The sequence below is a fragment of the Serratia sp. DD3 genome (assembly GCF_000496755.2).
The window spans coordinates 70,279-91,145 of record NZ_AYKS02000033.1; the positions used below are offsets into that span (position 1 = coordinate 70,279).

The window sequence follows — 20,867 nt, forward strand, 5'->3', positions numbered from 1 at the left end:
TCAAATGGATAAATTTCGTGTGCAGGGTCGAACCTGTCTTCGTGGTGAAGTCACCATTTCCGGGGCAAAAAATGCTGCCCTGCCGATCCTGTTTGCCGCCCTGCTGGCAGAAGAGCCCGTTGAGCTGCAGAATGTCCCGAAACTCAAGGACATCGATACCACCCTCAAACTACTCAACCAGCTAGGTACCAAAACCAAGCGTAACGGCTCAGTGTTTGTTGATGCCAGCCAAGTCAATGAATTTTGTGCGCCGTATGACCTGGTAAAAACCATGCGGGCCTCGATCTGGGCTCTGGGGCCATTGGTAGCACGTTTTGGCCGTGGTCAGGTATCGCTACCTGGCGGCTGTGCTATCGGCGCTCGCCCGGTTGATTTACATATCACCGGCCTAGAACAACTGGGTGCTGAAATCAAGCTGGAAGAAGGGTACGTCAAGGCTTCGGTGGAAGGTCGCTTGAAAGGCGCACATATCGTTATGGACAAAGTCAGCGTAGGTGCCACCGTCACCATCATGAGCGCGGCAACCTTAGCGACAGGCACCACCATTATTGAGAATGCGGCCCGTGAACCGGAAATTGTTGATACTGCCAACTTCCTCAATACGCTGGGTGCCAAAATCAGTGGTGCAGGCACCGATAGAATCACTATTGAGGGTGTTGAACGCCTGGGTGGTGGGGTTTATCGTGTGCTGCCAGACCGCATTGAAACCGGTACCTTCCTGGTTGCCGCTGCTGTCTCCGGTGGTAAAGTGCTGTGCCGCAATACCCGTCCAGATACACTGGATGCAGTGTTAGCCAAACTGCGTGAGGCAGGCGCTGATATTGAGATCGGTGAAGACTGGATCAGCCTGGACATGCATGGCAAACGCCCCAAAGCGGTGACCATACGCACAGCCCCACATCCTGGTTTCCCCACCGACATGCAGGCACAGTTTAGCTTGCTGAATCTAGTGGCAGAAGGAACCGGCGTGATCACCGAGACCATTTTCGAGAACCGTTTTATGCACGTTCCTGAGTTGATCCGTATGGGGGCCATCGCCGAAATAGAAAGCAATACCGTGATCTGCCATGGCGTAGAGCAACTTTCAGGTGCGCAAGTAATGGCAACGGATTTGCGTGCTTCCGCCAGTCTGGTATTGGCTGGTTGTATTGCACAAGGCGTGACGATTGTTGATCGTATCTATCATATTGATCGTGGCTACGAACGTATTGAAGACAAACTGCGTGCGTTGGGTGCCAATATCGAGCGCATAAAAGGCGAGTAATAGATTTGTCATGATCGGGGCTCACCCACATGCCCCGATGCAACAAACAAACGTTTAAGTATTATCTTCCGGGAACTCCCCCACCGTCATAGTCAATGTCATACGCTGACCATCACGCAATACCACTACCGGGATCTCGGTACCCGGGCGGATCTCTGCCACTTGGTCCATGGTTTCCAATACGGAGATCGCGGGTTTGTTATTTACGTTGATGATGATGTCGTTAATATGAAACCCTGCTCTGGCTGCTGGACCATCAGCTGCAAGCTCTGTCACAATGATCCCTTGCAGATGTTGAATATTGCTATTGGTGGGGCGAGCGGGAATGATGTCCTTCCCTTGAATACCAAAATACCCACGAATCACCCGACCATCGCGAATCAGCTTATCCATAATTTTGGTTGCCAGTTCCACCGGTATCGCAAAACCTAATCCTTCCGGAGTCTCACCATTAGTAACTTTATCGTAAGTCAGCGTATTGATGCCCATTAACTCACCCAGTGAGTTCACCAAGGCACCACCAGAATTGCCGCGGTTAATTGAAGCATCGGTTTGCAGAAAAGTTTGCCGACCAGTGGTACTCAAACTGACTCGGCCAGTAGCGCTGAGGATGCCTTGAGTTACCGTCTGTCCCAGGTTATAGGGGTTGCCTATCGCCAGGACAACATCACCAACATGGGCTGGACGCGCCTTGTTGATAGGGATAACCGGTAAATTACCTGGATCGATCTTTAATACCGCCAAGTCGGTTAAGCTGTCTGCACCCACTAATAACGCTTCATAGCGACGACCGTCCTGCAACACGGCGGTGATTTGCTGGGCATCTTTGATTACATGACGATTGGTGATGATATAGCCGCGATCATTCATAATCACACCGGAACCCAGCGAAAGCAGATTAGTTGCTCCACTTATATTGCGATTATAAATATTAACCACTGCCGGGGCTGCGCGACGCACACCCGCATTGAAGCTAAGGGGGATTTCATCACTGGTACTCTCAGATTTGCTGGTAAATAGATTGCTGGAAGAACGCAACACGGGCATGACCGCCAGCAACAGGCCAGCGACAATCAAACCAACAACAATAGAACGTAATAACTTAGCAAACATGGAGTTTCAGTGCATAGATGGAACGATTGAGAAAGGATAACACGAGTTAACTGGGCACAGTATGCCACTGAGCCCAGTTTTTGAACAAGTTAACGCAATAACAGGTAGATGTTTTCGTCACCGCGTACAATATTCAGCGCTATGACTGCAGGTTTGTTCTCCATCTGCTTACGCAACGCCGTGAGATCCTCGACACGTATACGGTTGACACCGATAATCACATCCCCTTTTTGCAGGCCGACTTGTGCCGCTGGGGTACCCTTATCAACGTTGTCAATCTTCACACCTTTATCGCCGTTGGGTAAAACGCCATTACTCAAGGATGCCCCTTGCAAGGAAGGCGACAAAGTCTCGGCATTGGTTGATGCACTTTCACTGTTATCCAACGTAACAGAAAGCTCCATCGATTTACCTTCACGTAGTAGGCCCACTTTAACGCTTGTGCCTGGAGCGGTGGTACCTACCTTGGCTCGAAGTTCAGCGAAACTGCTGATAGGCTTGCCGTCCAGAGAAATCAGGATATCACCAGCCTTGATACCTGCTTTGGCTGCGGCCGACTTTGGCAATACTTCACTGACAAAAGCACCGCGCTGCGCCTCGGAATTGAACGCTTTCGCCATATCGGCGGTCATTTCACTCCCTTTGATACCCAGCAGGCCGCGTTTCACTTCGCCAAACTCGATCAATTGTTTACTCAGGTTTTGTGCCATGTTGCTAGGAATGGCAAAACCGATCCCGACATTGCCACCGCTTGGTGCTAGGATCGCGGTGTTGATACCGATCAATTCACCATTCAGGTTAATCAACGCGCCACCGGAGTTACCACGGTTGATAGAGGCATCGGTCTGGATAAAGTTTTCCAGCCCCTCCAGATTCAAGCCACTACGACCCAGTGCCGAGATAATCCCTGATGTTGCTGTCTGACCGAGACCAAAGGGGTTCCCTACCGCCACGGCAAAGTCACCGACACGCAGTTGATCGGAATCCGCCATTTTTATCGCTGTCAGATTTTTGCCATCAGTAACCTGCAACAATGCAATATCAGATTGCTCATCACGGCCAATCAGCTTGGCACTATATTCACGGCCATCATTGAGTAACACGCTAATTTTATCAGCGTTATTGATCACATGGTTATTGGTTAAAATATAACCCTTTGCGGCGTCAATAATGACACCGGACCCCAATCCTTCAAAAGGACGTGAGCCTCCCTGTTGCGAAGGTCCATTCGGTCCAAAAAAGAATTTAAACTGCTCAGGTAATTGTTGGCGTTGCACCTGAGTACCTGCCACACGCACACTCACTACAGCAGGCAGTACTTTCTCCAACATCGGTGCCAAGCTTGGCAGTGGTTGCCCTTCAACAGCTACAGGCATTGCGGCGTTGACCATTGGAACAGAAGCAAACGCCAAGCTCATACCTATTGCTAATGCACTAAGAATTAAAGATGGTTTCTTCATCATTAAGAACTCTCTCTTTATACCTGCAGGTGAAATAATGATAATAAAGCAACAGTAACATGTCAGTGAAGTGTAAGACTGTAAATTTGCGCAAAGTATTCACAGGGCTATCAATCAATGATAAGCCACTCTGATACCGATGCACAAATTATGACCATCCTCATGCGTTTCGAACAGCATGGGCATGTGACAAATGGCGAGGCCCAGAAATGGACCTCGCAGTGGAAAAAGAGACGTTCAACCGTAATGGAAATATTCCCATTGGCCGAAATTAATCGCGGTTTGTTGTACCACGCAACAAACCAGATGCCCCTTCAGAGTAGTCACGCGGCATCTCCACAGGTGCTTGATCGTTATCTGCTTCTGATTCAGTCAAGCGATAGCGAAATGGGTTATCCTGTACGGGAAGATCCGGCAACAAGTGATTAGAGCTTTTCGCCATATGCTGATACAACTGACGATAGTCACGCGCCATGTTATCAAGCAACTCGGCACTGTGTGCGAAATGGCCTACCAGTTCCTTACGATACTCTTCCAATTCGGTTTTACTTTTATCCAGCTCGCTCTGCAGGGCTTTTTGTTGCCGTAATTTACTATTACCGAAACGCATCGCTACCGCGCCAATGACGATACCGACCACCAAACCAATCAGCGCATACTCCCAGGTCATAATGACTCCTATGTTAACTTCGTTGTTCCGCAGGGATTTTTTTACTTAATAATATCCACTATAACCGTTAACCTTGTCTAAGTGGAATCTTGTTAAACCTTTACCTGATGTTTATTGGTTTTTCCTCTGGATATAGTGCTGATAAATACCATAAACAGGCAGTGAAGTTGCAGCTATCCGCCACGAAAATTTGCTAAATTAATTCTCAATGTTCTTAGGGATTTTTGAATAAATGCAAGTACAGTCACCATTATCACGCTACCAGCAGGCTCTGGACGCGGGGCAATATCAGGCCGATGCGGTCCAGCACCAGGCTGTTACGCAGTTGGATCATATTTATCAAGCCTTGCAACACCGGCCGACTGACGTTGCGACCAAAAGAGGGAGTCGCTGGAAACTCAGCCACTGGCTGGGCAAAGGGCCAGCAACGACACACCCGCGCCCGGTGCAGGGCTTATATATGTGGGGCGGTGTGGGTCGTGGTAAAACCTGGCTGATGGACTTGTTCTTCCACAGCTTGCCAGATGACCGCAAACTACGCTTGCACTTCCACCGTTTCATGTTGCGGGTGCATGAAGAACTGATGACATTACAGGGACATGAAAACCCGTTGGAAATCATTGCCGATGGCTTTAAGGCACAAACAGATGTGTTGTGTTTTGATGAGTTTTTTGTTTCTGACATCACTGACGCCATGCTGCTGGCAACACTACTGCAAGCCTTATTCGCCCGAGGTATCACGCTGGTCGCCACCTCAAACATTCAGCCAGACGATCTGTACCGCCATGGTCTGCAACGCGCACGTTTCCTACCCGCCATTGCGTTGATCAAAGCGCATTGTGAGGTCATGAACGTGGATGCTGGCATCGATTACCGTTTGCGCACCTTGACACAAGCGCATCTCTACTTGACCCCACTCACTGAGCAGACGCAAGAGGCAATGGACCATATGTTCCTCAGGCTGGCAGGCAACATGGGTAATGCAGGGTTGGTGTTACAAATCAATCATCGCCCCCTCCCAGTTCTGCACGCCGTGGATGGCGTATTGGCCGTTGATTTCCATACATTGTGTGAAGAAGCGCGCAGCCAGTTGGATTACATCGCCTTGTCACGCCTTTACCACAGCGTGATGCTATACAATGTCCGCGTGATGGGGCCACTGAACGAGAGCACCGCTCGCCGCTTTCTGGCGCTGGTTGATGAATTTTATGAACGCCACGTCAACCTGGTGATCAGTGCCGAGGGGTCTATGTTTGAAATTTATCAGGGGGAACAGTTAAAATTCGAATTCCAACGCTGTTTATCGCGCTTGCAGGAGATGCAGAGTGAGGAATACCTAAAGTTACCCCACCTGCCGTAATACTGAGCAATGGGGCTTTTTTTGGCATCCGCCCCATTATCCAGTCTAAAGGGGCATAGTTCCCCCTCGGCGACACAAATAATTGCGCTCAAAATCAAAAACTGTTCGATCTTTGATAGTGACTTCTCTATAATCCTGCGACCCCACGTTACAACAAAGTTTTTTTCCCAAAAACTTTATAGTGCCGGCAATGGCTATTCGAAGGGGTAGGTTTGCTGGACTTGATGGTCGTGTGAGCCTCAACTGTTTTTAAGCGTTGGGTGAACACCTACGTGTAACTAAATTATTGGGTAAGCTTTTTAATGAAAACTTTTACAGCTAAGCCAGAAACCGTCAAACGCGACTGGTATGTTGTTGATGCAGACGGTAAAACCTTAGGCCGTCTAGCGACTGAACTGGCTCGTCGTTTACGCGGCAAGCATAAAGCGGAATATACCCCGCACGTTGATACCGGTGATTACATCATCGTTCTGAACGCAGAAAAAGTGGCCGTTACCGGCAACAAGCGTACAGACAAAGTGTACTATCACCACACTGGCCACATCGGTGGTATCAAAGAAGCGACCTTTGAAGAGATGATTGCCCGCCGTCCTGAGCGTGTGATTGAAATCGCGGTTAAAGGCATGCTGCCAAAGGGCCCGCTGGGTCGTGCAATGTACCGTAAACTGAAAGTTTACGCTGGCACTGAGCACAATCACGCGGCACAGCAACCGCAAGTTCTTGACATCTAATCGGGATTATAGGCAATGGCTGAAAATCAATACTACGGCACTGGTCGCCGCAAAAGCTCCGCCGCTCGCGTTTTTATCAAGCAGGGCAGCGGTAACATCGTTATCAACCAGCGCAGCCTGGAACAGTACTTTGGTCGCGAAACTGCCCGCATGGTAGTTCGTCAACCACTGGAACTGGTCGATATGGTTGGCAAACTGGATCTGTACATCACTGTTAAAGGTGGTGGTATCTCCGGTCAAGCTGGCGCTATCCGTCACGGTATCACCCGTGCACTGATGGAGTATGACGAGACTCTGCGTTCTGAACTGCGTAAAGCTGGCTTCGTCACTCGTGACGCTCGTCAGGTTGAACGTAAGAAAGTCGGTCTGCGTAAAGCACGTCGCCGTCCGCAGTTCTCCAAGCGTTAATTTCTCCTGTTTCGACAGTACGATTTACGCGAAAACCCGGTGCTTCACCGGGTTTTTTTATTGTTACAATAAATTAAAACAACCAAATTTCGCGGTCATACAGATAATTCCACATGAAATCACTGCATGCCCCCCACAAAAAAATCAAAATCTGGTAAACTATTATCCACTTTTGCCCCTGTTCACTACGCAGCTACTGCGAGTCTACCTTTGAGGCCGTGTTCTTGACCTCTGGTTTATCTGTGGCCTGAATGATGACGGGTATTCATCATCGCCATCAGCAGCATAGAGTGAGTAGCATGCAAGGTAATGGGTATTTGGCTATTTGCCATATTTTCTAGATAAAACTTGGAGGTTTTCATGGCTGTCGCTGCCAACAAACGTTCGGTAATGACGCTGTTTTCTGGCCCGACCGACATCTTTAGCCATCAAGTACGTATCGTACTGGCGGAAAAAGGGGTCAGCGTCGAGATTGAGCAGGTTGAACCGGACAATCTGCCGCAGGATCTGATTGACCTCAATCCTTACCAAACCGTACCGACACTTGTTGATCGTGAACTGACTCTGTATGAATCACGTATCATCATGGAATACCTTGATGAGCGTTTCCCTCACCCACCGCTCATGCCGGTCTATCCTGTGGCGCGTGGTGAAAGCCGTTTGATGATGTTGCGTATCGAGCGAAACTGGTACTCGCTGATGTACAAAATCGAGCAGGGCAACGCACAGGAAGCTGAATCAGCACGCCGTCAACTGCGCGAAGAACTGCTGGCCATTGCGCCTATCTTCGCTCAAACCCCTTATTTTATGAGTGAAGAGTTCAGCCTGGTCGATTGTTACCTCGCCCCATTGTTGTGGCGTTTGACGCAATTGGGTATTGAACTGAGCGGTGCCGGCTCCAAAGAGCTGAAAGGCTACATGACCCGCGTCTTCGAGCGTGACGCATTCCTGGCCTCCCTTACTGAAGCCGAGCGCGAAATGCGGCTCCAAACTCGAGTCTAAGTGTTATGGATATGTCGCAAATGACCCCACGCCGCCCTTACCTGTTACGGGCATTCTATGACTGGCTGTTGGATAATCAACTGACCCCTCATCTGGTGGTGGACATCATGTATCCTGGCGTTCAGGTTCCTATCGAGTTTGCTCGCGATGGTCAGATTGTGCTCAACATTGCGCCGCGCGCGGTCGGCAACCTGCTACTGGCTGATGAAGAAGTCAGCTTTAACGCCCGCTTTGGTGGCATTCCTCGCCAGGTTCAGGTGCCGATGGGTGCCGTACTGGCGATTTATGCCCGAGAAAACGGTGCAGGTACCCTGTTCGAACCGGAAGCTGCCTACGAAATCGAAGATAACCTCGGTGAGATAGACCAGCCAGCAACGCCAGCAGGGAATCTGATGTCATTGATTGATGGTGATCGCCCAGATAGCGATGATAACCATCACACTGATGATGAGCCACCACCACCTCCTCGTGGTGGCCGCCCAGCGTTACGAGTGGTGAAGTAACCTGAAATAGCTAGCGTCCAGAACATAAAGCCTGGACGCTATGCATTCCTGAATACCTTTAAATCCCACAGTTGCAAGCATGCTCGACGATCACCTTGGCAATCGCCAAAACCCAATGGGTCAATCAGCAGCCTGATCCACCAAATACAAAATATTGTTATAGGGGATACCTGCATGCTGGCTCAACCCCATCTCACAGGTACGGCTATTACTAAAACCTTGGCGACAGTCAGTAGGCACTTGATGGCGCAAGCTCGATAGCGCAGAGGCGTTTAACTCAGGTGTCATCAACCCCTTATCACCCGCAAAACCGCAACACTGGATGAACTCCGGCACGACCACTTCTCGGGCACAAGCTTTGGCTACCGCAAGCATGGTGCTCTCCAAACCCATGCGCCGGCTGCTACAAGTCACATGCAGCATCACCGTTTCATCAATGGGCGTCACTGTTAGATAAGGCATCAGATGCTCAAGCACAAAAGCAGCCGGTTCAAAAACCCGCAGCCCCCTGCCATTCTCTTCCGCTCGTTCGCCTACCAGTAACCGCTGAACACAGGGACTGGTATCCAGCAGCACTGGCCAGCGGCCTGACTCACTTGCCTGCCACAATGCCTCAGCCAACCCCTGACGTTTGGTTTCTGCAATCTCGCTCATTCCTTTACTGTCGAACGGCATGCCGCAACAAAGCCCATCAAGACCTGTTGGAACAATCACCCGACAGCCTGCTTTAGCGAGCAGCGATTTTACCACCTCGGGTAAAGCCGGTGCGTCGTTCTGTTGCCCAAAGACACGACTCGCACACGAAGGCATATAAACCACGGCCCGCTCTGCCTCTTCACTGAGCAGCACCTTTTCACTTTGTAACTGGTAACGACTCGGCCCCGGCAACGTCGGCAGCCAAGCGGGAGTACGCTGCCCACTCATACGCCGTACGCCATTAACCAGACCTGCCAGCGGGCGTTCACCCACGATTTTACTGACTATCCCCCTGAGCTTCAGTGTGCTGCGAGCCACACTGGTGATACCGGCAAAATGCACCGCACTCCAGCGAGCAATAGGGACAAAACGACGATATTTTTCACTACGCAGTTTTTTTATCAAGGTGCCGGTGTTGATACCCACGGGGCAACGGTCAGCACATAATCCGGTCGCGGCACAGGTTTCCACGCCCTGATAGTCAAAAAGCTTGGCAAGTTGTTCCGTGGCCTCCCCACTACGTTCACGCCGAGCTAGTTCCCGATAGAGCACAATACGCTGACGTGGTGACAATGATAGCGTGCGTGAGGGGCACACCGCTTCACAAAAACCACATTCAATACAGGGGTCCACAATGGCATCACTGGCTGGCATCGGTTTCAGATGAGTCAAATGCGCCTGCGGATCATCGTTGATAATCACACCAGGATTAAGCAGGCCTGTTGGATCGAGTAATGCCTTGATGCGTCGCATCAAGCTCATTCCTTCCGGCCCCCACTCCAACTCCACATAAGGTGCCATATTGCGTCCGGTACCATGCTCAGCCTTGAGGGAACCCCCGAAGCGAACCGCCACCAATTCGGCAACTGCATCCATAAATTTACCGTAACGCACCACCTGATCTGGGTCCTCAAACCCCTGAGTAAAGACAAAATGCAGGTTTCCCTCCAGCGCATGGCCGAAGATAATTGCTTCGTGGTATTCGAAATGGTCGAACAGCTGTTGTAGTTCAACCACGCCTTCAGCCAACCGCTCAACAGGAAAAGCCACATCTTCAATGATGACCGTGGTGCCCGTTGTACGCACAGCACCTACCGCAGGGAAAAGCCCTTTACGGATCGCCCAAAGCGGATCACTGTCTCGAGTAAAAGGGAGTGATGACAAAGGTTCAAACGCGGCAACGCACGCCATTACCTGCTCACAGCGCGCGTTCAATTGCGCCTCATTTTGCCCATGCACCTCCACCAGCAAGGCACAGGCAGCAAGACTCATGCCGTTGATAGAGTCGGGCAAACCCGGCTTACCGGCCACAGCGCGTAATGAGCGCCCATCCATCAACTCCACAGCCGCAACAGGCTCCTGACGCAGACGTGAAGTCACCAGACAGGCTTGTTCAGCGTCTTTAAAGATCAACAACGCAGACGCCTTGAAAGGATGTTCTGGCACGGTATCAAGCACCAATTCGGCGATAAACCCTAAGGTTCCCTCCGAACCGATCATCAGATGAGTCAATATGTCGATGGGATCTTCAAAATCAACCAAGGAATTGATAGCGTATCCCGTGGTGTTTTTAAGACGGTATTTATGATGTATTTTAGCGCTAAGGGCTTCATTGGCCAGAACCTCAGCACGCAAAGCCGCAAGGCCATTGATCAGATCCGGGCGCGCAGCAGCAAAGGCGAGACGACTTTGAGGATCTGCACTATCCAGTAACGTACCATCCGCCAGTAACAACGTCATGGCATGTAAAGTATGGTAGCTGTTTTGCGCCGTACCGCAGCACATACCACTCGCATTATTAGCAGCGATACCGCCGAGCTTACAAGCATTGATGGAGGCCGGGTCAGGACCTATTTTGCGGCCAAACGGTGCCAGATAGCGGTTAGCATCAGCACCAATAACCCCGGGTTGCAGGGCAATACGGCTGCCATCATCCAAAATACGCTGGCCACGCCATTCATCGGTCAACGTGATCAACACCGAATCACTGAGCGCCTGCCCAGAAAGACTGGTGCCCGCAGCACGAAAAGTACAGGGCAAATTAAGTTCTCGGCACACGCCCAAAACAAAACGAACTTCATCCAGCGAGCCAAGGCGTACCACACGCTCCGGTATCAACCGATAGAAACTGGCGTCGGTACCATGGGCGAGACGAAGATCCGGGTCTCGAATGATGCGCTCGGCGGGAATTCGTGTTTGTAATGCAGTATCAAAATCATGCCAGCCCATCAACAATCCTCCACTAATATCACCAGTAAGCGACTCGGACCATGAGCGCCATAGGCTAACGTCTGCTGTATATCGGCTGTTTTCGATGGACCGGATATCAGCAATAAATTTGTCGGCATCCCCTGCTCGAAAGCGTTATTCGCTACCCATTGAGCAAAATTGTCAACAAGCGTAGAGGCTGCGAGCAAAGCAATATGGCAGGGGGGCACTAACGAAAGCGTACGTGGCTCTCCGGCGTCCGGCAACAAGATTAACGTGCCGGTATCAGCAATAGCGGCATAACAATGAGTAATGCCCGCCTGGCAGCGGTCAAACAACGCCTCTTTCCACTCAGCAAACTCTCCCTCAGGGCGTAATACGTCACACCCCTGTATAGCCTCATTCACCGCGTTCTCCCAGCGTCCTCCTCGGCCACAAACCAGGGTCGTTATCTGCTCACGGTTGAGCCACTCCCCTAGTTTCTGAGCAAGCAACCCGTGCTTTACGCTCAGGACTTCAGCATGCGCTGCAGTGATAGCCATACAAAAACGTTGCCTTCTAGCACTATCATCAGCCCCCGTCCAAGGTTGCCACTGAGAGGGATAAACAGGAAGCGGGGCAACATTAGCGCTGCGCAAACGGTTTAAAATAGCGGCCTTACTGGACATCTGTCACTCCTTTCTTTGTTGGCGCAGCAAAGTATTCAGGCTCTTGGGCGCGGGTTTAGGCACCTGCCGACAACGCGTCCAAGGGCCAAGGTGTTTCGGTATCAGGCGCTGAAAACGAGCGATAATCGCGGTGAAAGTATGATAGAGGCGCGGATGGGTGGCTAGCACGGCAAACCCCCGCATCAAAACACGTTCAATCGGTTTGGCTGCTTTACCCTGCCCAGCGAGCGGTAAATGGCCTGGTGCCGCAGGGTGTTTGGCTTCACGCCGCAAGCGCTGCAGCAAATCAGGAATCGGAATACGTACTGGACACACTTCACCACAGGCGCCACACAAGCTGGAGGCGGTGATCAGATGCTGGGTGTTCTCAAGCCCCAGCAAATGAGGAGAGATTATCTTGCCGATAGGGCCGGGGTAGACCGTACCATAAGCATGGCCGCCAATACGGGTGTAGACTGGGCAATGATTCATGCAGGCACCACAACGAATGCACTGCAAGGTCTGACGCAAAGCCGGGTCCTGATAAGCTTGGCTACGGCCATTATCAAGCAGCACCAAATGCACCTCGTCTGGGCCATCAAGCTCCCCAGGGCGACGCGGACCACTGATCAGATTGAAATAGGTGGTGATGGCCTGACCGGTGGCCGATCGCGTCAACGCACTGTACAGCGGGGGCACATCACTCAACGACGCCACCACCTTCTCAATTCCGGTAATGGCAACATGTACTCGCGGTATGGTGGTACACATACGGCCATTGCCCTCGTTTTCCACCAGACAGAGGGTACCGGTTTCAGCGACCGCGAAATTAACGCCCGATAACCCCATATCGGCTCGGCGAAATTGTTCACGCAATGCCCTGCGCCCAGTCTGAATCAACGCATCCACATCATGGGTAGGGGTAAAACCATCAAGGTGTTCAGCAAAGGTATCGCTGACTTCCTGTATGTTCTTATGGATAGCCGGCATGATGATGTGAGAAGGGGCGTCACCGTCCAGTTGGACGATATACTCCCCCATATCGCTTTCCAGGCAGTGGATGCCATGAGCAGCCATCGCATGGTTGAAGCCCACCTCTTCGCTCACCATGGACTTGCCTTTGACAATAGTCTGCACTTGGTGACGCTTTGCTATCTCATAAATGATGGTATTCGCTTCATCTGGCGTCTGCGCCCAGTGCACCTGAATACCATTCTCCTGACAGCGTGCCTCGAGTTGTTCCAGCAATGCCGGCAAATGCGAGAGACAGCGCTGGCGGATCTGCTCAGCAGCATCACGCACTGCCGCTTCTTCCGCCGGGTCAGCAAACGCCTCTCGTCGTTTAGTGCGAAGGTAATCCATCGCTCCACGAAAATTCTGACGCAACACCGGATCCGCCAACGCTGCCTCCGCCTGCGGATGGAAATTGCGGGGTGAAAATTTAGCCTGTGTACTCATCCTTTCCCCCCTCTTTGTGATGAGTCAATACCGGGTTGCTCTGTTCACTCTCTTTGGGAACGCTCTCCTGCCGCTGGCTGTGAGCCAACAAAAAACTGGCCAGATGCTGAGCGGGTAACACCTTCCCCTGATAAGCCAAGGCCCCCTTGATATTCAGCAGACATCCCCAGTCAGCACTCACTAACATTTCTGCTCCGGTATTCTGCAGATGGCGAACTTTGTCTTCCACCATAGCCTCGCTAATCGCCGGGTGTCGAACCGAGAAGGTACCACCGAAACCGCAACACTCACTCTCTTCAGCCTGTTCAAGTAACGTGACCCCCGCTAACTGCTCCAGCAGGCTGCGCGCTGTGGTATGCACCTGCATCTCCCGCCGAGCCGAGCAAGCCGTATGCATCACAATTCGTGCCTCTCCCACGCCAAACCAGCGCACCCGACAAACGTTTACCAGAAACTCGGTAAGCTCAAATACGCGATCACAAAAAGCGGCCACTGCGCCACTGTCAGGAAACAACCGCCGATAATGATGGTGCATCATTCCACCACAAGAGCCAGAAAGCACCACCACCGGCCAAGGCTCAGGAAACAACGCCATCTGGCTGGTTGCCACCGCTCGCGCTTCGTCCTCGTAACCCGAGGTATAAGCAGGTTGGCCACAGCAGGTCTGTTTCGGCACAAAGTGTACATTGACGCCTTCACGTTCAAGCAAAGTGATCGCATCAACTCCTGCTTGTGGTTCAAACAGATCCACCAAACAGGTCGCGTAAAGGTATACATCAGCAGGCTTGGCAGGATATACGCGCATGACCTTCATCGTGTTCTCTCCTTACTTTAACTGCATCAATACATCAGTTACCTGGAAACCGTAAATCAATAACAAACCGATAAGACCGGTCGCTAAAAGGTAATATAACGTCGGCAGCACGGTCTTGCGCAGCGTCACCCCTTCTCTTCCAAGCAAGCCGACAGTGGCTGAGGCAGCGACCACATTATGAATAGCGATCATGTTACCCGCTGCCGCACCTACCGCTTGCAGAGCCAGCATAACCACAGTAGAAATCCCAAGAGTCTGAGCCACTTCAAACTGGAATTGACTAAACATCATGTTCGATACGGTATTAGAGCCAGCAATAAAGGCCCCCAACGCGCCGATAGTGGCACTGAGCATAGGGAAAAACTCGCCAACCAAACCCGCAGCAAAGTTAGCGGTAGCCACCGGCATACTGGCAAGATCAGCACCATTAACACCTGAGTTAATGAAAATACGCACCATAGGGACGGTAAACAGCAACACAAAACCAGCACCGATCAGCGTACGCCCAGATTCGCCCAGCGCCTTACCCACGGGTGCCAGTGAGCGACAATGCATGAGGCTTGCCATCACTGCACAAAACACCAAAAGCCCGCCAGGTAGGTAAAGGAACTCAATGGAGGCGCCGACCCCTTTTTCGCCCAGTAAATCGTTGAACGCCAGATTCACTGACAGTAATAGGGTTTTAAATTCAGGGATGATGCGGCTTGCCACTAACAACAGAGCCAACAGCACGTAAGGCAGCCAAGCTAATGTTAACGACATAGGGCGTTCGGTAGTCGCTTTTCGATCGAATTTGATAGAGCCGAGCCACACCGCAGGCCATTGAGATTCTGGCGCAAAGTCCCAATGCTTTTTCGGCACCAGAAAACCATAACGCGCAGCGGTAACCACCAAGACCAACCCAACCAAGCCACCCACCAGTGAAGGAAATTCTGGGCCGAGCAGTATACCGGTCAAAGCATAGGGCACAGTAAAGGCCAACCCAGCAAAAATAGCGAATGGCAAAATGGCCAACCCTTCACGCCAACTGCGGCCAGGCCCAAAGAAGCGGGTCAGCATCATCACCATCAATACGGGCATAAAGGTACCAATGCTCGCGTGGATCAGCGCAACATAAGTTGTCACCTGCTGCAAATAGATGTCCCAGCTACTTCCTCCCGCCGCCAATGTTTGGCCAATGGCTTGGCTATCAAGCCCTTTGTTAATCCCCACCAGTATCGGGGTTCCCAGGGCGCCAAAAGAGACCGGTGTTGACTGAATCATCATGCCGAGCATCACGGCAGCAAGCGCCGGAAAACCAATCGCCACCAACAGAGGAGCAGCGATGGCGGCCGGCGTGCCAAAACCAGACGCACCTTCAATAAAGGTACCAAAACACCAGGCAATGATAATGGCTTGAATACGTCGATCAGGTGAAATATGGCTAAAACCGCTTCGGATCGCCGTAATAGCACCGGTGTGTTGAAGCGTATTGAGCATCAGAATGGCGCCAAATACGATCCACAAAACGGTCAGCGTAATCACCAAACCCTGCAAGGTAGAGGCAAGCACCCTGTTCGGGCTCATCTGCCATCCCCACAGGGCGATCAATACAGTTAACAGAAAGGCAATCGGCATGGTCCGCTTGGCTGACCAATTAAAACCGACCAAAAGCACGCCACTTACCACAATAGGCGAAAAGGCCATCAAGGCCTGTAGGGTATCCGTCATCATTGCATCCTTATTCTGGGTGGCGCTACTGCGCCCGCCTTGTTGCTATTTTGTTATGCAAAAGTGACTTTACTCTGTTCGATTTAAACGATATATGGAGTTAATGAATAATATTTGTTCCAAAAGTGGATTAATATGGCCAGTACTGATGACCTTATTCTGTTTGCTCACGTTGTAGAAGCCGGCTCTTTCAGCAAGGTTGCTGAGCAGTATTCCCTTACAAACTCAGTGGTTAGTAAACGGATTGGGCGCCTTGAAGAACAACTTGGGGTGCAATTGTTCTATCGCACCACCCGAAAACTTACCCTGAGTGAAGCAGGTAAAACGCTCTATCAAGGTGCGAAAAATGTGAAGGCTGCCGCACTTGAAACCTTCGATGCGGTTGCAGGATACGGAGAAAAACTCACCGGTCATCTGCGCATATCAGTACCGACGATTTCAGGGGAGTTACTACTGGCTGATGCGGTGGCCGAATTCTGCCAACAGCACCCAGGATTGACTGTAGACATGTCGTTGGAGAACCGTTTTGTCAATCTGGTGGAGGAAGGATTTGATCTGGTGATCCGCACCAGTGTTATGGACGACTCAAACCTCATTGCCCGTCACATCTTGGATTCACAATGGGTGATCTGCGCGGCACCGGCCTACGTGCGGCGCTTCGGCATCCCCCATGAACCTAATGACTTGCTCACTCATAACTGTTTGCATTACCTCTACCAGAGTACCGGGGCATCAGAATGGGCTTTCAAAGGCAAGCATGGTAACTATCTGCTGTCGGTTTCTGGCAATTTCTCAACTGACAATGCTGGCGCCCTGCGCAAAGCCGCGCTAGGAGGACATGGCATTGTGTATGTGCCGCGCTGTCTGGTCTATCACGACCTAATGAATGGGGATCTGGTAGAACTGCTTTTGGATCAGGTCGGCAAGAAACTTGGTATCTATGCGGTCTATCCTTTTACCCGCCAGCCACCCCGCAAGATCCGGCTGCTGATCGAACATATCCGCCAACGTTATCTTGAAATCGCCCACTATTTCGTTTGAGCAGAGGGCAGCAGATTGCCACCGTTCCTGATTGCCTTGCTGGAAAAGCAACACCAAAGCTGGCGCGATAGGCATAATCGAGCTGGAAGGTGCGTTTGCAGGACTGACAACGGTAACGCTAATGGCCTCTTTTGCCATAACCGTGTTTCCTCACAGGGTCCGTTTGTTCACAAAACGGATACCTTACATCAACTTTAGCCATTCTCTCCCCACATCCAGAAGCAGAGATTTTACACTGCACTCAACACATTGAATACTTGACCCAGTTTACATTGGTGATAACTTAATTCCTTCAGCAATAGCAATGACCGCAGTTACACCAGATGGGAGATTCACAGTTAGAGCAACAATATCCAACGGATTGTTTCAAAATAGAAAATAATATAAGGAAGAACTATGTCACAAATAGAAACTCTATTTAATTCAAAATCAATAACATATGTACCAACATCTGATATGGTATTAAAAAGCCAAAAAGATATTGGAATAATATTTCCAGATTCATATGTTGAATTTACATCTTATTATGGAATAGGTACATCAAATGGTTTTTTTATTATAGACACCCCAATTACCCTTAAAAATTACAGTGGCCTTCATAACAGAATAATTCAAAATAAAAATGCATTTAACTCAAAGTTACAACCTGCGATTGATGATGGGTTTAATATAGGAGACATTGACTGCCTTGAACCTCTGGACAAAGAAAGTGAATTTTTAGTTGAACACATAAGCAATATAATTATATATGGAAGAAGTATTAATGGTGATTTCCTGGTTTGGGCTAGCAACGGAAATATTTTTAAGTTTTTTTTCGTCGACTCTGATTGCTTTTCTATTAGATATACAGGGGAAAGCATACGAGATTTAATTATAAAAACACAGACCGAACAGATAAAATATATACTTGGCACCGGATATTCTCCTTTGCCACGTATTTTTGATGGAGCAAAGAATTTAGATTGATATTTGAAATAAAAATATATCATAGCCATTTCAATAGAGGAGAGTGTAAGTTGAACTGTATCCGGCGGACGTTCTTGCCTCCCTGACATTACCACTTAACCTGATGTCCCCGTTCTTTGACATCGTAAACTAACCCTGTTTTCATTTGCGAAGATCAACCAGGCTCTGATTTTTGGTCTCCGAACCGAGTTGTATGGCCGGATAAGGTTGAGGCTCGGTGACAGTTTTTGCGAGGTAAGAGTTTAACCCTTGTGCGAGATGGCGAGAAGCAGGAAATTGCGACTATAATGCAGCGATACTCGATGAACTTAATGCACTAGAAAAAACTGTTAATGCAAACAATTGTAGCAAAAAATGCGCGGCGTTGAAAATACGCCAGTTACAACTGAGATATAGACCTTTTCTGAGTACAGGGGCTTTAACCTTAGCAAAACCGTGTTAATGGAGATTAAAATGTTTTATTCGTTAGTATCAAGTTTTAAGTATCATCCTGATGCCTGCTTACAAGAAACAAATTATGAGGATGCTATTAGGGTAAATAACGACATATTTGATAATAATATCAATTATAATGGAACATTTATTGCCAATGACTTTCCTCCTGAGTCTCTTATATTCACTGACATTATAGATACCTTATCAGGAATCAAGGTGGTTTCTCATAATTTTATGGACTTTTTAACTAAAATATGTCCCAGTGAAGTTATTTTTTCAGAATGTACATTAACATATTCTGGTCATAACATCCTGGATTACATCGGAGATGATGTTAAGGGGTTTTATATTATGAAGGTAGTTAAATATATAGATATTATTGATAAAACCAAGAAGCCAATAAATTTTTATCCTAAATTAAAAAAATTCAAGCTTGAAGATTTTGTTATGAAGAAAGTAGATGATGATTTTTCTCTTTGCCGGGATGAAAAAGAACTAAATAAAGTGATTTCATCTGAGGAAATGAAGTCTTTATGTGAGACAGCGGGAATGAATATTGATTTTCGTCCCCTGCCGTACCCATTCTAGATTATGTCAGGGCTTAATCCATCTCAAGCTGTCTAACCACCACGTGTACAGTTTTGTACAGTTAATGAATGATAGTTACTTGCTCTTTGACATCGTAAAACCGTTATCCTCTTTGCCGAAGATCAACCGGATTCTGCGTTCTATTCTCCGAGCTGGGTTTTCGCTTGAATCACTTGGGCGGGGCATGAGGAGGCGATGAAGACGCAGCAGCTTGGCATTAAACCACAAGCTACAGCCAATGTTATCTTGAAATCGCCCACTATTTCGTTTGAGCACCAGACACCAACTCGGTTGAGCAGAGGGCACCCAAAAGGTGCCTCTGCCTTATCAAGCTGTGCTAAGACCCTCGGCAAAAAGAGGGCTTAATACACTACTAAACCTCGAGATAACTGAGGATCCCCTCAGCAGCCTTACGCCCTTCGGCAATCGCCGTGACCACCAAGTCAGAACCACGAACGGCATCACCACCAGCGAAGATTTTAGGATTACTGGTCTGGAAAGCACAATCAACGGACTCCGGTGCCAATATACGGCCCTGCCCATCAAACTGTACCCCTTGCTCACTCAACCACCCCATCGAATGAGGCCGGAACCCAAAGGCCATAATGACCGCATCAGCATCAATCACATGCTCTGAGCCGGGCACTTGTTCAGCAACCTGGCGACCGTTGGCATCCGCAGCCCCTAATTGTGTGCGCACCATTTTAATCCCCGCCACACGGCCAGCACTATTCACCTCAATGCTTAATGGCTGCAAGTTGAATTTAAATTCAACCCCCTCCTCGCGCGCATTTTTCACTTCACGCCGGGACCCCGGCATATTGACTTCATCACGGCGGTAGGCACAGGTGACCTGCGTCGCCCCCTGGCGAATAGCAGTACGCACGCAGTCCATCGCGGTATCACCACCACCGAGTACCACAACACGTTTGCCGGACAGGTCGATATAAGGCTCATCCGGCTGTGCAGAGTACTTCATCAACTGCTTGGTATTGGCGACCAGGTACGGCAGTGCATCATAAACGCCCGGAGCAGCTTCGTTTTCCAAGCCGCCTCGCATCGACTGATAAGTGCCAACACCAACGAACACCGCGTCGTAGTCACTCAGCAGTTTATCCATGGCGATATCTTTACCGATTTCCGTATTGAGCTGAAATTCGATACCCATGGTGCTGAAAATTTCGCGACGCTTGATCATCACCTCTTTTTCCAGCTTAAACGAGGGAATGCCAAAAGTGAGCAGGCCACCGATTTCTGGATGGCGATCATAAACCACCGCCTTCACACCGTTACGCGCCAGCACATCCGCACAAGCCAAGCCCGCCGGGCCTGCCCCAATGATAGCCACCGTTTTACCGCTGGGATGAACATGAGTCATGTCTGGCCGCCACCCCATTTCGATGGCTTTATCACTGATATAACGCTCAATGTTACCAATGGTGACGGCACCAAACTCGCTATTCAGCGTACAGGATCCCTCACACAAGCGATCTTGCGGACAAACGCGGCCACAAACCTCTGGCAGGCTGTTGGTCTGGTGCGCCAGATCCGCCGCCTCCATAATCCGCCCTTCATTCGCCAGCTTCAGCCAGTTGGGGATATAGTTATGAACCGGGCATTTCCACTCACAATAAGGGTTGCCACATGACAGGCAACGGTCAGCTTGTGCTTTCGCCTGGGTTTCTGAAAACGGTTCGTAAATCTCAACAAACTCGACTTTACGGATCTTCAGCGGTTTCTTTGGCGGATCAACACGCTGTAGGTCGATAAATTGATAAACATTCTGACTCATT

The 20,867-nt window shown here is 49.8% G+C and carries 18 protein-coding genes and 1 pseudogene; 9 read left to right on the top strand and 10 right to left on the bottom strand.

The annotated features are described in order from the left end of the window. Positions 1-4 precede the first annotated feature (4 nt). The gene (gene murA, locus IO95_RS05280; RefSeq protein ID WP_023490505.1) at positions 5-1,264 is read left to right on the top strand and encodes a UDP-N-acetylglucosamine 1-carboxyvinyltransferase; all 1,260 of its coding nucleotides are present in this window, start codon (positions 5-7) and stop codon (positions 1,262-1,264) included. 54 nt (positions 1,265-1,318) lie between these two features. Here the strand turns inward: murA and degS are convergent, their stop codons facing one another. The 3 genes from degS to zapG form a co-directional block, all read right to left on the bottom strand. Then, positions 1,319-2,377, bottom strand: coding sequence for an outer membrane-stress sensor serine endopeptidase DegS (degS, locus tag IO95_RS05285; protein ID WP_023490506.1), 1,059 nt, complete (start codon positions 2,375-2,377; stop codon positions 1,319-1,321). Positions 2,378-2,466: 89 nt separating this feature from the next. Continuing rightward, positions 2,467-3,837 carry a serine endoprotease DegQ gene (gene degQ, locus IO95_RS05290; RefSeq protein ID WP_037384246.1) on the bottom strand — a complete coding sequence of 457 codons (1,371 nt, stop codon included), beginning with the start codon at positions 3,835-3,837 and terminating at the stop codon, positions 2,467-2,469. Between the two features lie 271 nt (positions 3,838-4,108). Continuing rightward, positions 4,109-4,507: a Z-ring associated protein ZapG gene (gene zapG, locus IO95_RS05295; protein WP_023489376.1), complete on the bottom strand. Its 399-nt coding sequence runs from the start codon at positions 4,505-4,507 to the stop codon at positions 4,109-4,111. A gap of 232 nt (positions 4,508-4,739) precedes the next feature. Between zapG and zapE the strand changes: the two genes are divergently transcribed. The 5 genes from zapE (at position 4,740) to sspB (ending at position 8,511) form a co-directional block, all read left to right on the top strand. Next, positions 4,740-5,867, top strand: a complete 1,128-nt coding sequence (zapE, locus tag IO95_RS05300; RefSeq protein WP_037384168.1) for a cell division protein ZapE — start codon at positions 4,740-4,742, stop codon at positions 5,865-5,867. Between the two features lie 302 nt (positions 5,868-6,169). Continuing rightward, the gene (rplM, locus tag IO95_RS05305; protein ID WP_023489378.1) at positions 6,170-6,598 is read left to right on the top strand and encodes a 50S ribosomal protein L13; all 429 of its coding nucleotides are present in this window, start codon (positions 6,170-6,172) and stop codon (positions 6,596-6,598) included. Between the two features lie 15 nt (positions 6,599-6,613). After that, entirely contained in the window at positions 6,614-7,006 is a 393-nt protein-coding gene (gene rpsI, locus IO95_RS05310; RefSeq protein ID WP_023489379.1) for a 30S ribosomal protein S9, read from the top strand. 360 nt (positions 7,007-7,366) lie between these two features. Further along, the gene (gene sspA, locus IO95_RS05315; protein ID WP_023489380.1) at positions 7,367-8,008 is read left to right on the top strand and encodes a stringent starvation protein SspA; all 642 of its coding nucleotides are present in this window, start codon (positions 7,367-7,369) and stop codon (positions 8,006-8,008) included. A gap of 5 nt (positions 8,009-8,013) precedes the next feature. Continuing rightward, entirely contained in the window at positions 8,014-8,511 is a 498-nt protein-coding gene (gene sspB, locus IO95_RS05320) for a ClpXP protease specificity-enhancing factor (RefSeq protein WP_023489381.1), read from the top strand. 120 nt (positions 8,512-8,631) lie between these two features. Here the strand turns inward: sspB and IO95_RS05325 are convergent, their stop codons facing one another. The 5 genes from IO95_RS05325 to IO95_RS05345 are packed head-to-tail and all read right to left on the bottom strand — an operon-like array spanning position 8,632 to position 16,047. Continuing rightward, entirely contained in the window at positions 8,632-11,436 is a 2,805-nt protein-coding gene (locus IO95_RS05325) for an FAD-binding and (Fe-S)-binding domain-containing protein (protein ID WP_023489382.1), read from the bottom strand. Continuing rightward, a complete protein-coding gene (locus IO95_RS05330) occupies positions 11,436-12,083 on the bottom strand; it encodes a lactate utilization protein C (RefSeq protein WP_023489383.1) in 648 nt (215 codons plus the stop codon). Before IO95_RS05330 ends, IO95_RS05325 begins: the two co-directional genes overlap by 1 nt. 3 nt (positions 12,084-12,086) lie before the next feature. Continuing rightward, entirely contained in the window at positions 12,087-13,520 is a 1,434-nt protein-coding gene (locus IO95_RS05335; protein ID WP_023489384.1) for a LutB/LldF family L-lactate oxidation iron-sulfur protein, read from the bottom strand. Then, positions 13,504-14,334, bottom strand: coding sequence for a (Fe-S)-binding protein (locus IO95_RS05340; RefSeq protein WP_023489385.1), 831 nt, complete (start codon positions 14,332-14,334; stop codon positions 13,504-13,506). The genes IO95_RS05335 and IO95_RS05340 overlap by 17 nt, the downstream gene beginning before the upstream one ends. A 12-nt stretch (positions 14,335-14,346) precedes the next feature. After that, positions 14,347-16,047 (bottom strand): L-lactate permease, encoded by a 1,701-nt coding sequence (locus IO95_RS05345; protein ID WP_200874151.1) that lies wholly within the window; start codon positions 16,045-16,047, stop codon positions 14,347-14,349. Between the two features lie 132 nt (positions 16,048-16,179). Here IO95_RS05345 and IO95_RS05350 point away from each other — a divergent pair, with 132 nt between their 5' ends. Further along, entirely contained in the window at positions 16,180-17,085 is a 906-nt protein-coding gene (locus tag IO95_RS05350) for a LysR family transcriptional regulator (RefSeq protein WP_023489387.1), read from the top strand. A gap of 121 nt (positions 17,086-17,206) precedes the next feature. Here the strand turns inward: IO95_RS05350 and IO95_RS25050 are convergent. Then, positions 17,207-17,287, bottom strand: a pseudogene (locus IO95_RS25050) (IS1 family transposase); the annotation flags it as partial. A 194-nt stretch (positions 17,288-17,481) separates the two neighbouring features. On the opposite strand from IO95_RS25050, the gene IO95_RS05355 reads away from it, so the two are divergent. Continuing rightward, positions 17,482-18,051, top strand: a complete 570-nt coding sequence (locus IO95_RS05355; RefSeq protein ID WP_037384172.1) for a hypothetical protein — start codon at positions 17,482-17,484, stop codon at positions 18,049-18,051. 453 nt (positions 18,052-18,504) lie between these two features. Further along, positions 18,505-19,074, top strand: coding sequence for an imm11 family protein (locus IO95_RS05360; RefSeq protein WP_037384177.1), 570 nt, complete (start codon positions 18,505-18,507; stop codon positions 19,072-19,074). A 373-nt stretch (positions 19,075-19,447) separates the two neighbouring features. Here IO95_RS05360 and IO95_RS05365 read toward each other — a convergent pair whose 3' ends face one another. Next, positions 19,448-20,866: a glutamate synthase small subunit gene (locus IO95_RS05365; RefSeq protein WP_023489915.1), complete on the bottom strand. Its 1,419-nt coding sequence runs from the start codon at positions 20,864-20,866 to the stop codon at positions 19,448-19,450. Position 20,867: the final 1 nt, after the last annotated feature.

Bases quoted from the DNA above. Each gene is read 5' to 3' on its own strand.
- IO95_RS05360 (WP_037384177.1), top strand. From the start codon at position 18,505: ATGTTTTATTCGTTAGTATCAAGTTTTAAGTATCATCCTGATGCCTGC.
- rpsI (WP_023489379.1), top strand. From the start codon at position 6,614: ATGGCTGAAAATCAATACTACGGCACTGGTCGCCGCAAAAGCTCCGCC.
- IO95_RS05365 (WP_023489915.1), bottom strand. From the start codon at position 20,866: ATGAGTCAGAATGTTTATCAATTTATCGACCTACAGCGTGTTGATCCG.
- IO95_RS05335 (WP_023489384.1), bottom strand. From the start codon at position 13,520: ATGAGTACACAGGCTAAATTTTCACCCCGCAATTTCCATCCGCAGGCG.
- IO95_RS05350 (WP_023489387.1), top strand. From the start codon at position 16,180: ATGGCCAGTACTGATGACCTTATTCTGTTTGCTCACGTTGTAGAAGCC.
- degS (WP_023490506.1), bottom strand. From the start codon at position 2,377: ATGTTTGCTAAGTTATTACGTTCTATTGTTGTTGGTTTGATTGTCGCT.
- sspA (WP_023489380.1), top strand. From the start codon at position 7,367: ATGGCTGTCGCTGCCAACAAACGTTCGGTAATGACGCTGTTTTCTGGC.
- degQ (WP_037384246.1), bottom strand. From the start codon at position 3,837: ATGAAGAAACCATCTTTAATTCTTAGTGCATTAGCAATAGGTATGAGC.
- IO95_RS05325 (WP_023489382.1), bottom strand. From the start codon at position 11,436: ATGGGCTGGCATGATTTTGATACTGCATTACAAACACGAATTCCCGCC.
- IO95_RS05355 (WP_037384172.1), top strand. From the start codon at position 17,482: ATGTCACAAATAGAAACTCTATTTAATTCAAAATCAATAACATATGTA.
- murA (WP_023490505.1), top strand. From the start codon at position 5: ATGGATAAATTTCGTGTGCAGGGTCGAACCTGTCTTCGTGGTGAAGTC.
- rplM (WP_023489378.1), top strand. From the start codon at position 6,170: ATGAAAACTTTTACAGCTAAGCCAGAAACCGTCAAACGCGACTGGTAT.
- sspB (WP_023489381.1), top strand. From the start codon at position 8,014: ATGGATATGTCGCAAATGACCCCACGCCGCCCTTACCTGTTACGGGCA.
- IO95_RS05330 (WP_023489383.1), bottom strand. From the start codon at position 12,083: ATGTCCAGTAAGGCCGCTATTTTAAACCGTTTGCGCAGCGCTAATGTT.
- zapG (WP_023489376.1), bottom strand. From the start codon at position 4,507: ATGACCTGGGAGTATGCGCTGATTGGTTTGGTGGTCGGTATCGTCATT.
- IO95_RS05340 (WP_023489385.1), bottom strand. From the start codon at position 14,334: ATGAAGGTCATGCGCGTATATCCTGCCAAGCCTGCTGATGTATACCTT.
- zapE (WP_037384168.1), top strand. From the start codon at position 4,740: ATGCAAGTACAGTCACCATTATCACGCTACCAGCAGGCTCTGGACGCG.
- IO95_RS05345 (WP_200874151.1), bottom strand. From the start codon at position 16,047: ATGATGACGGATACCCTACAGGCCTTGATGGCCTTTTCGCCTATTGTG.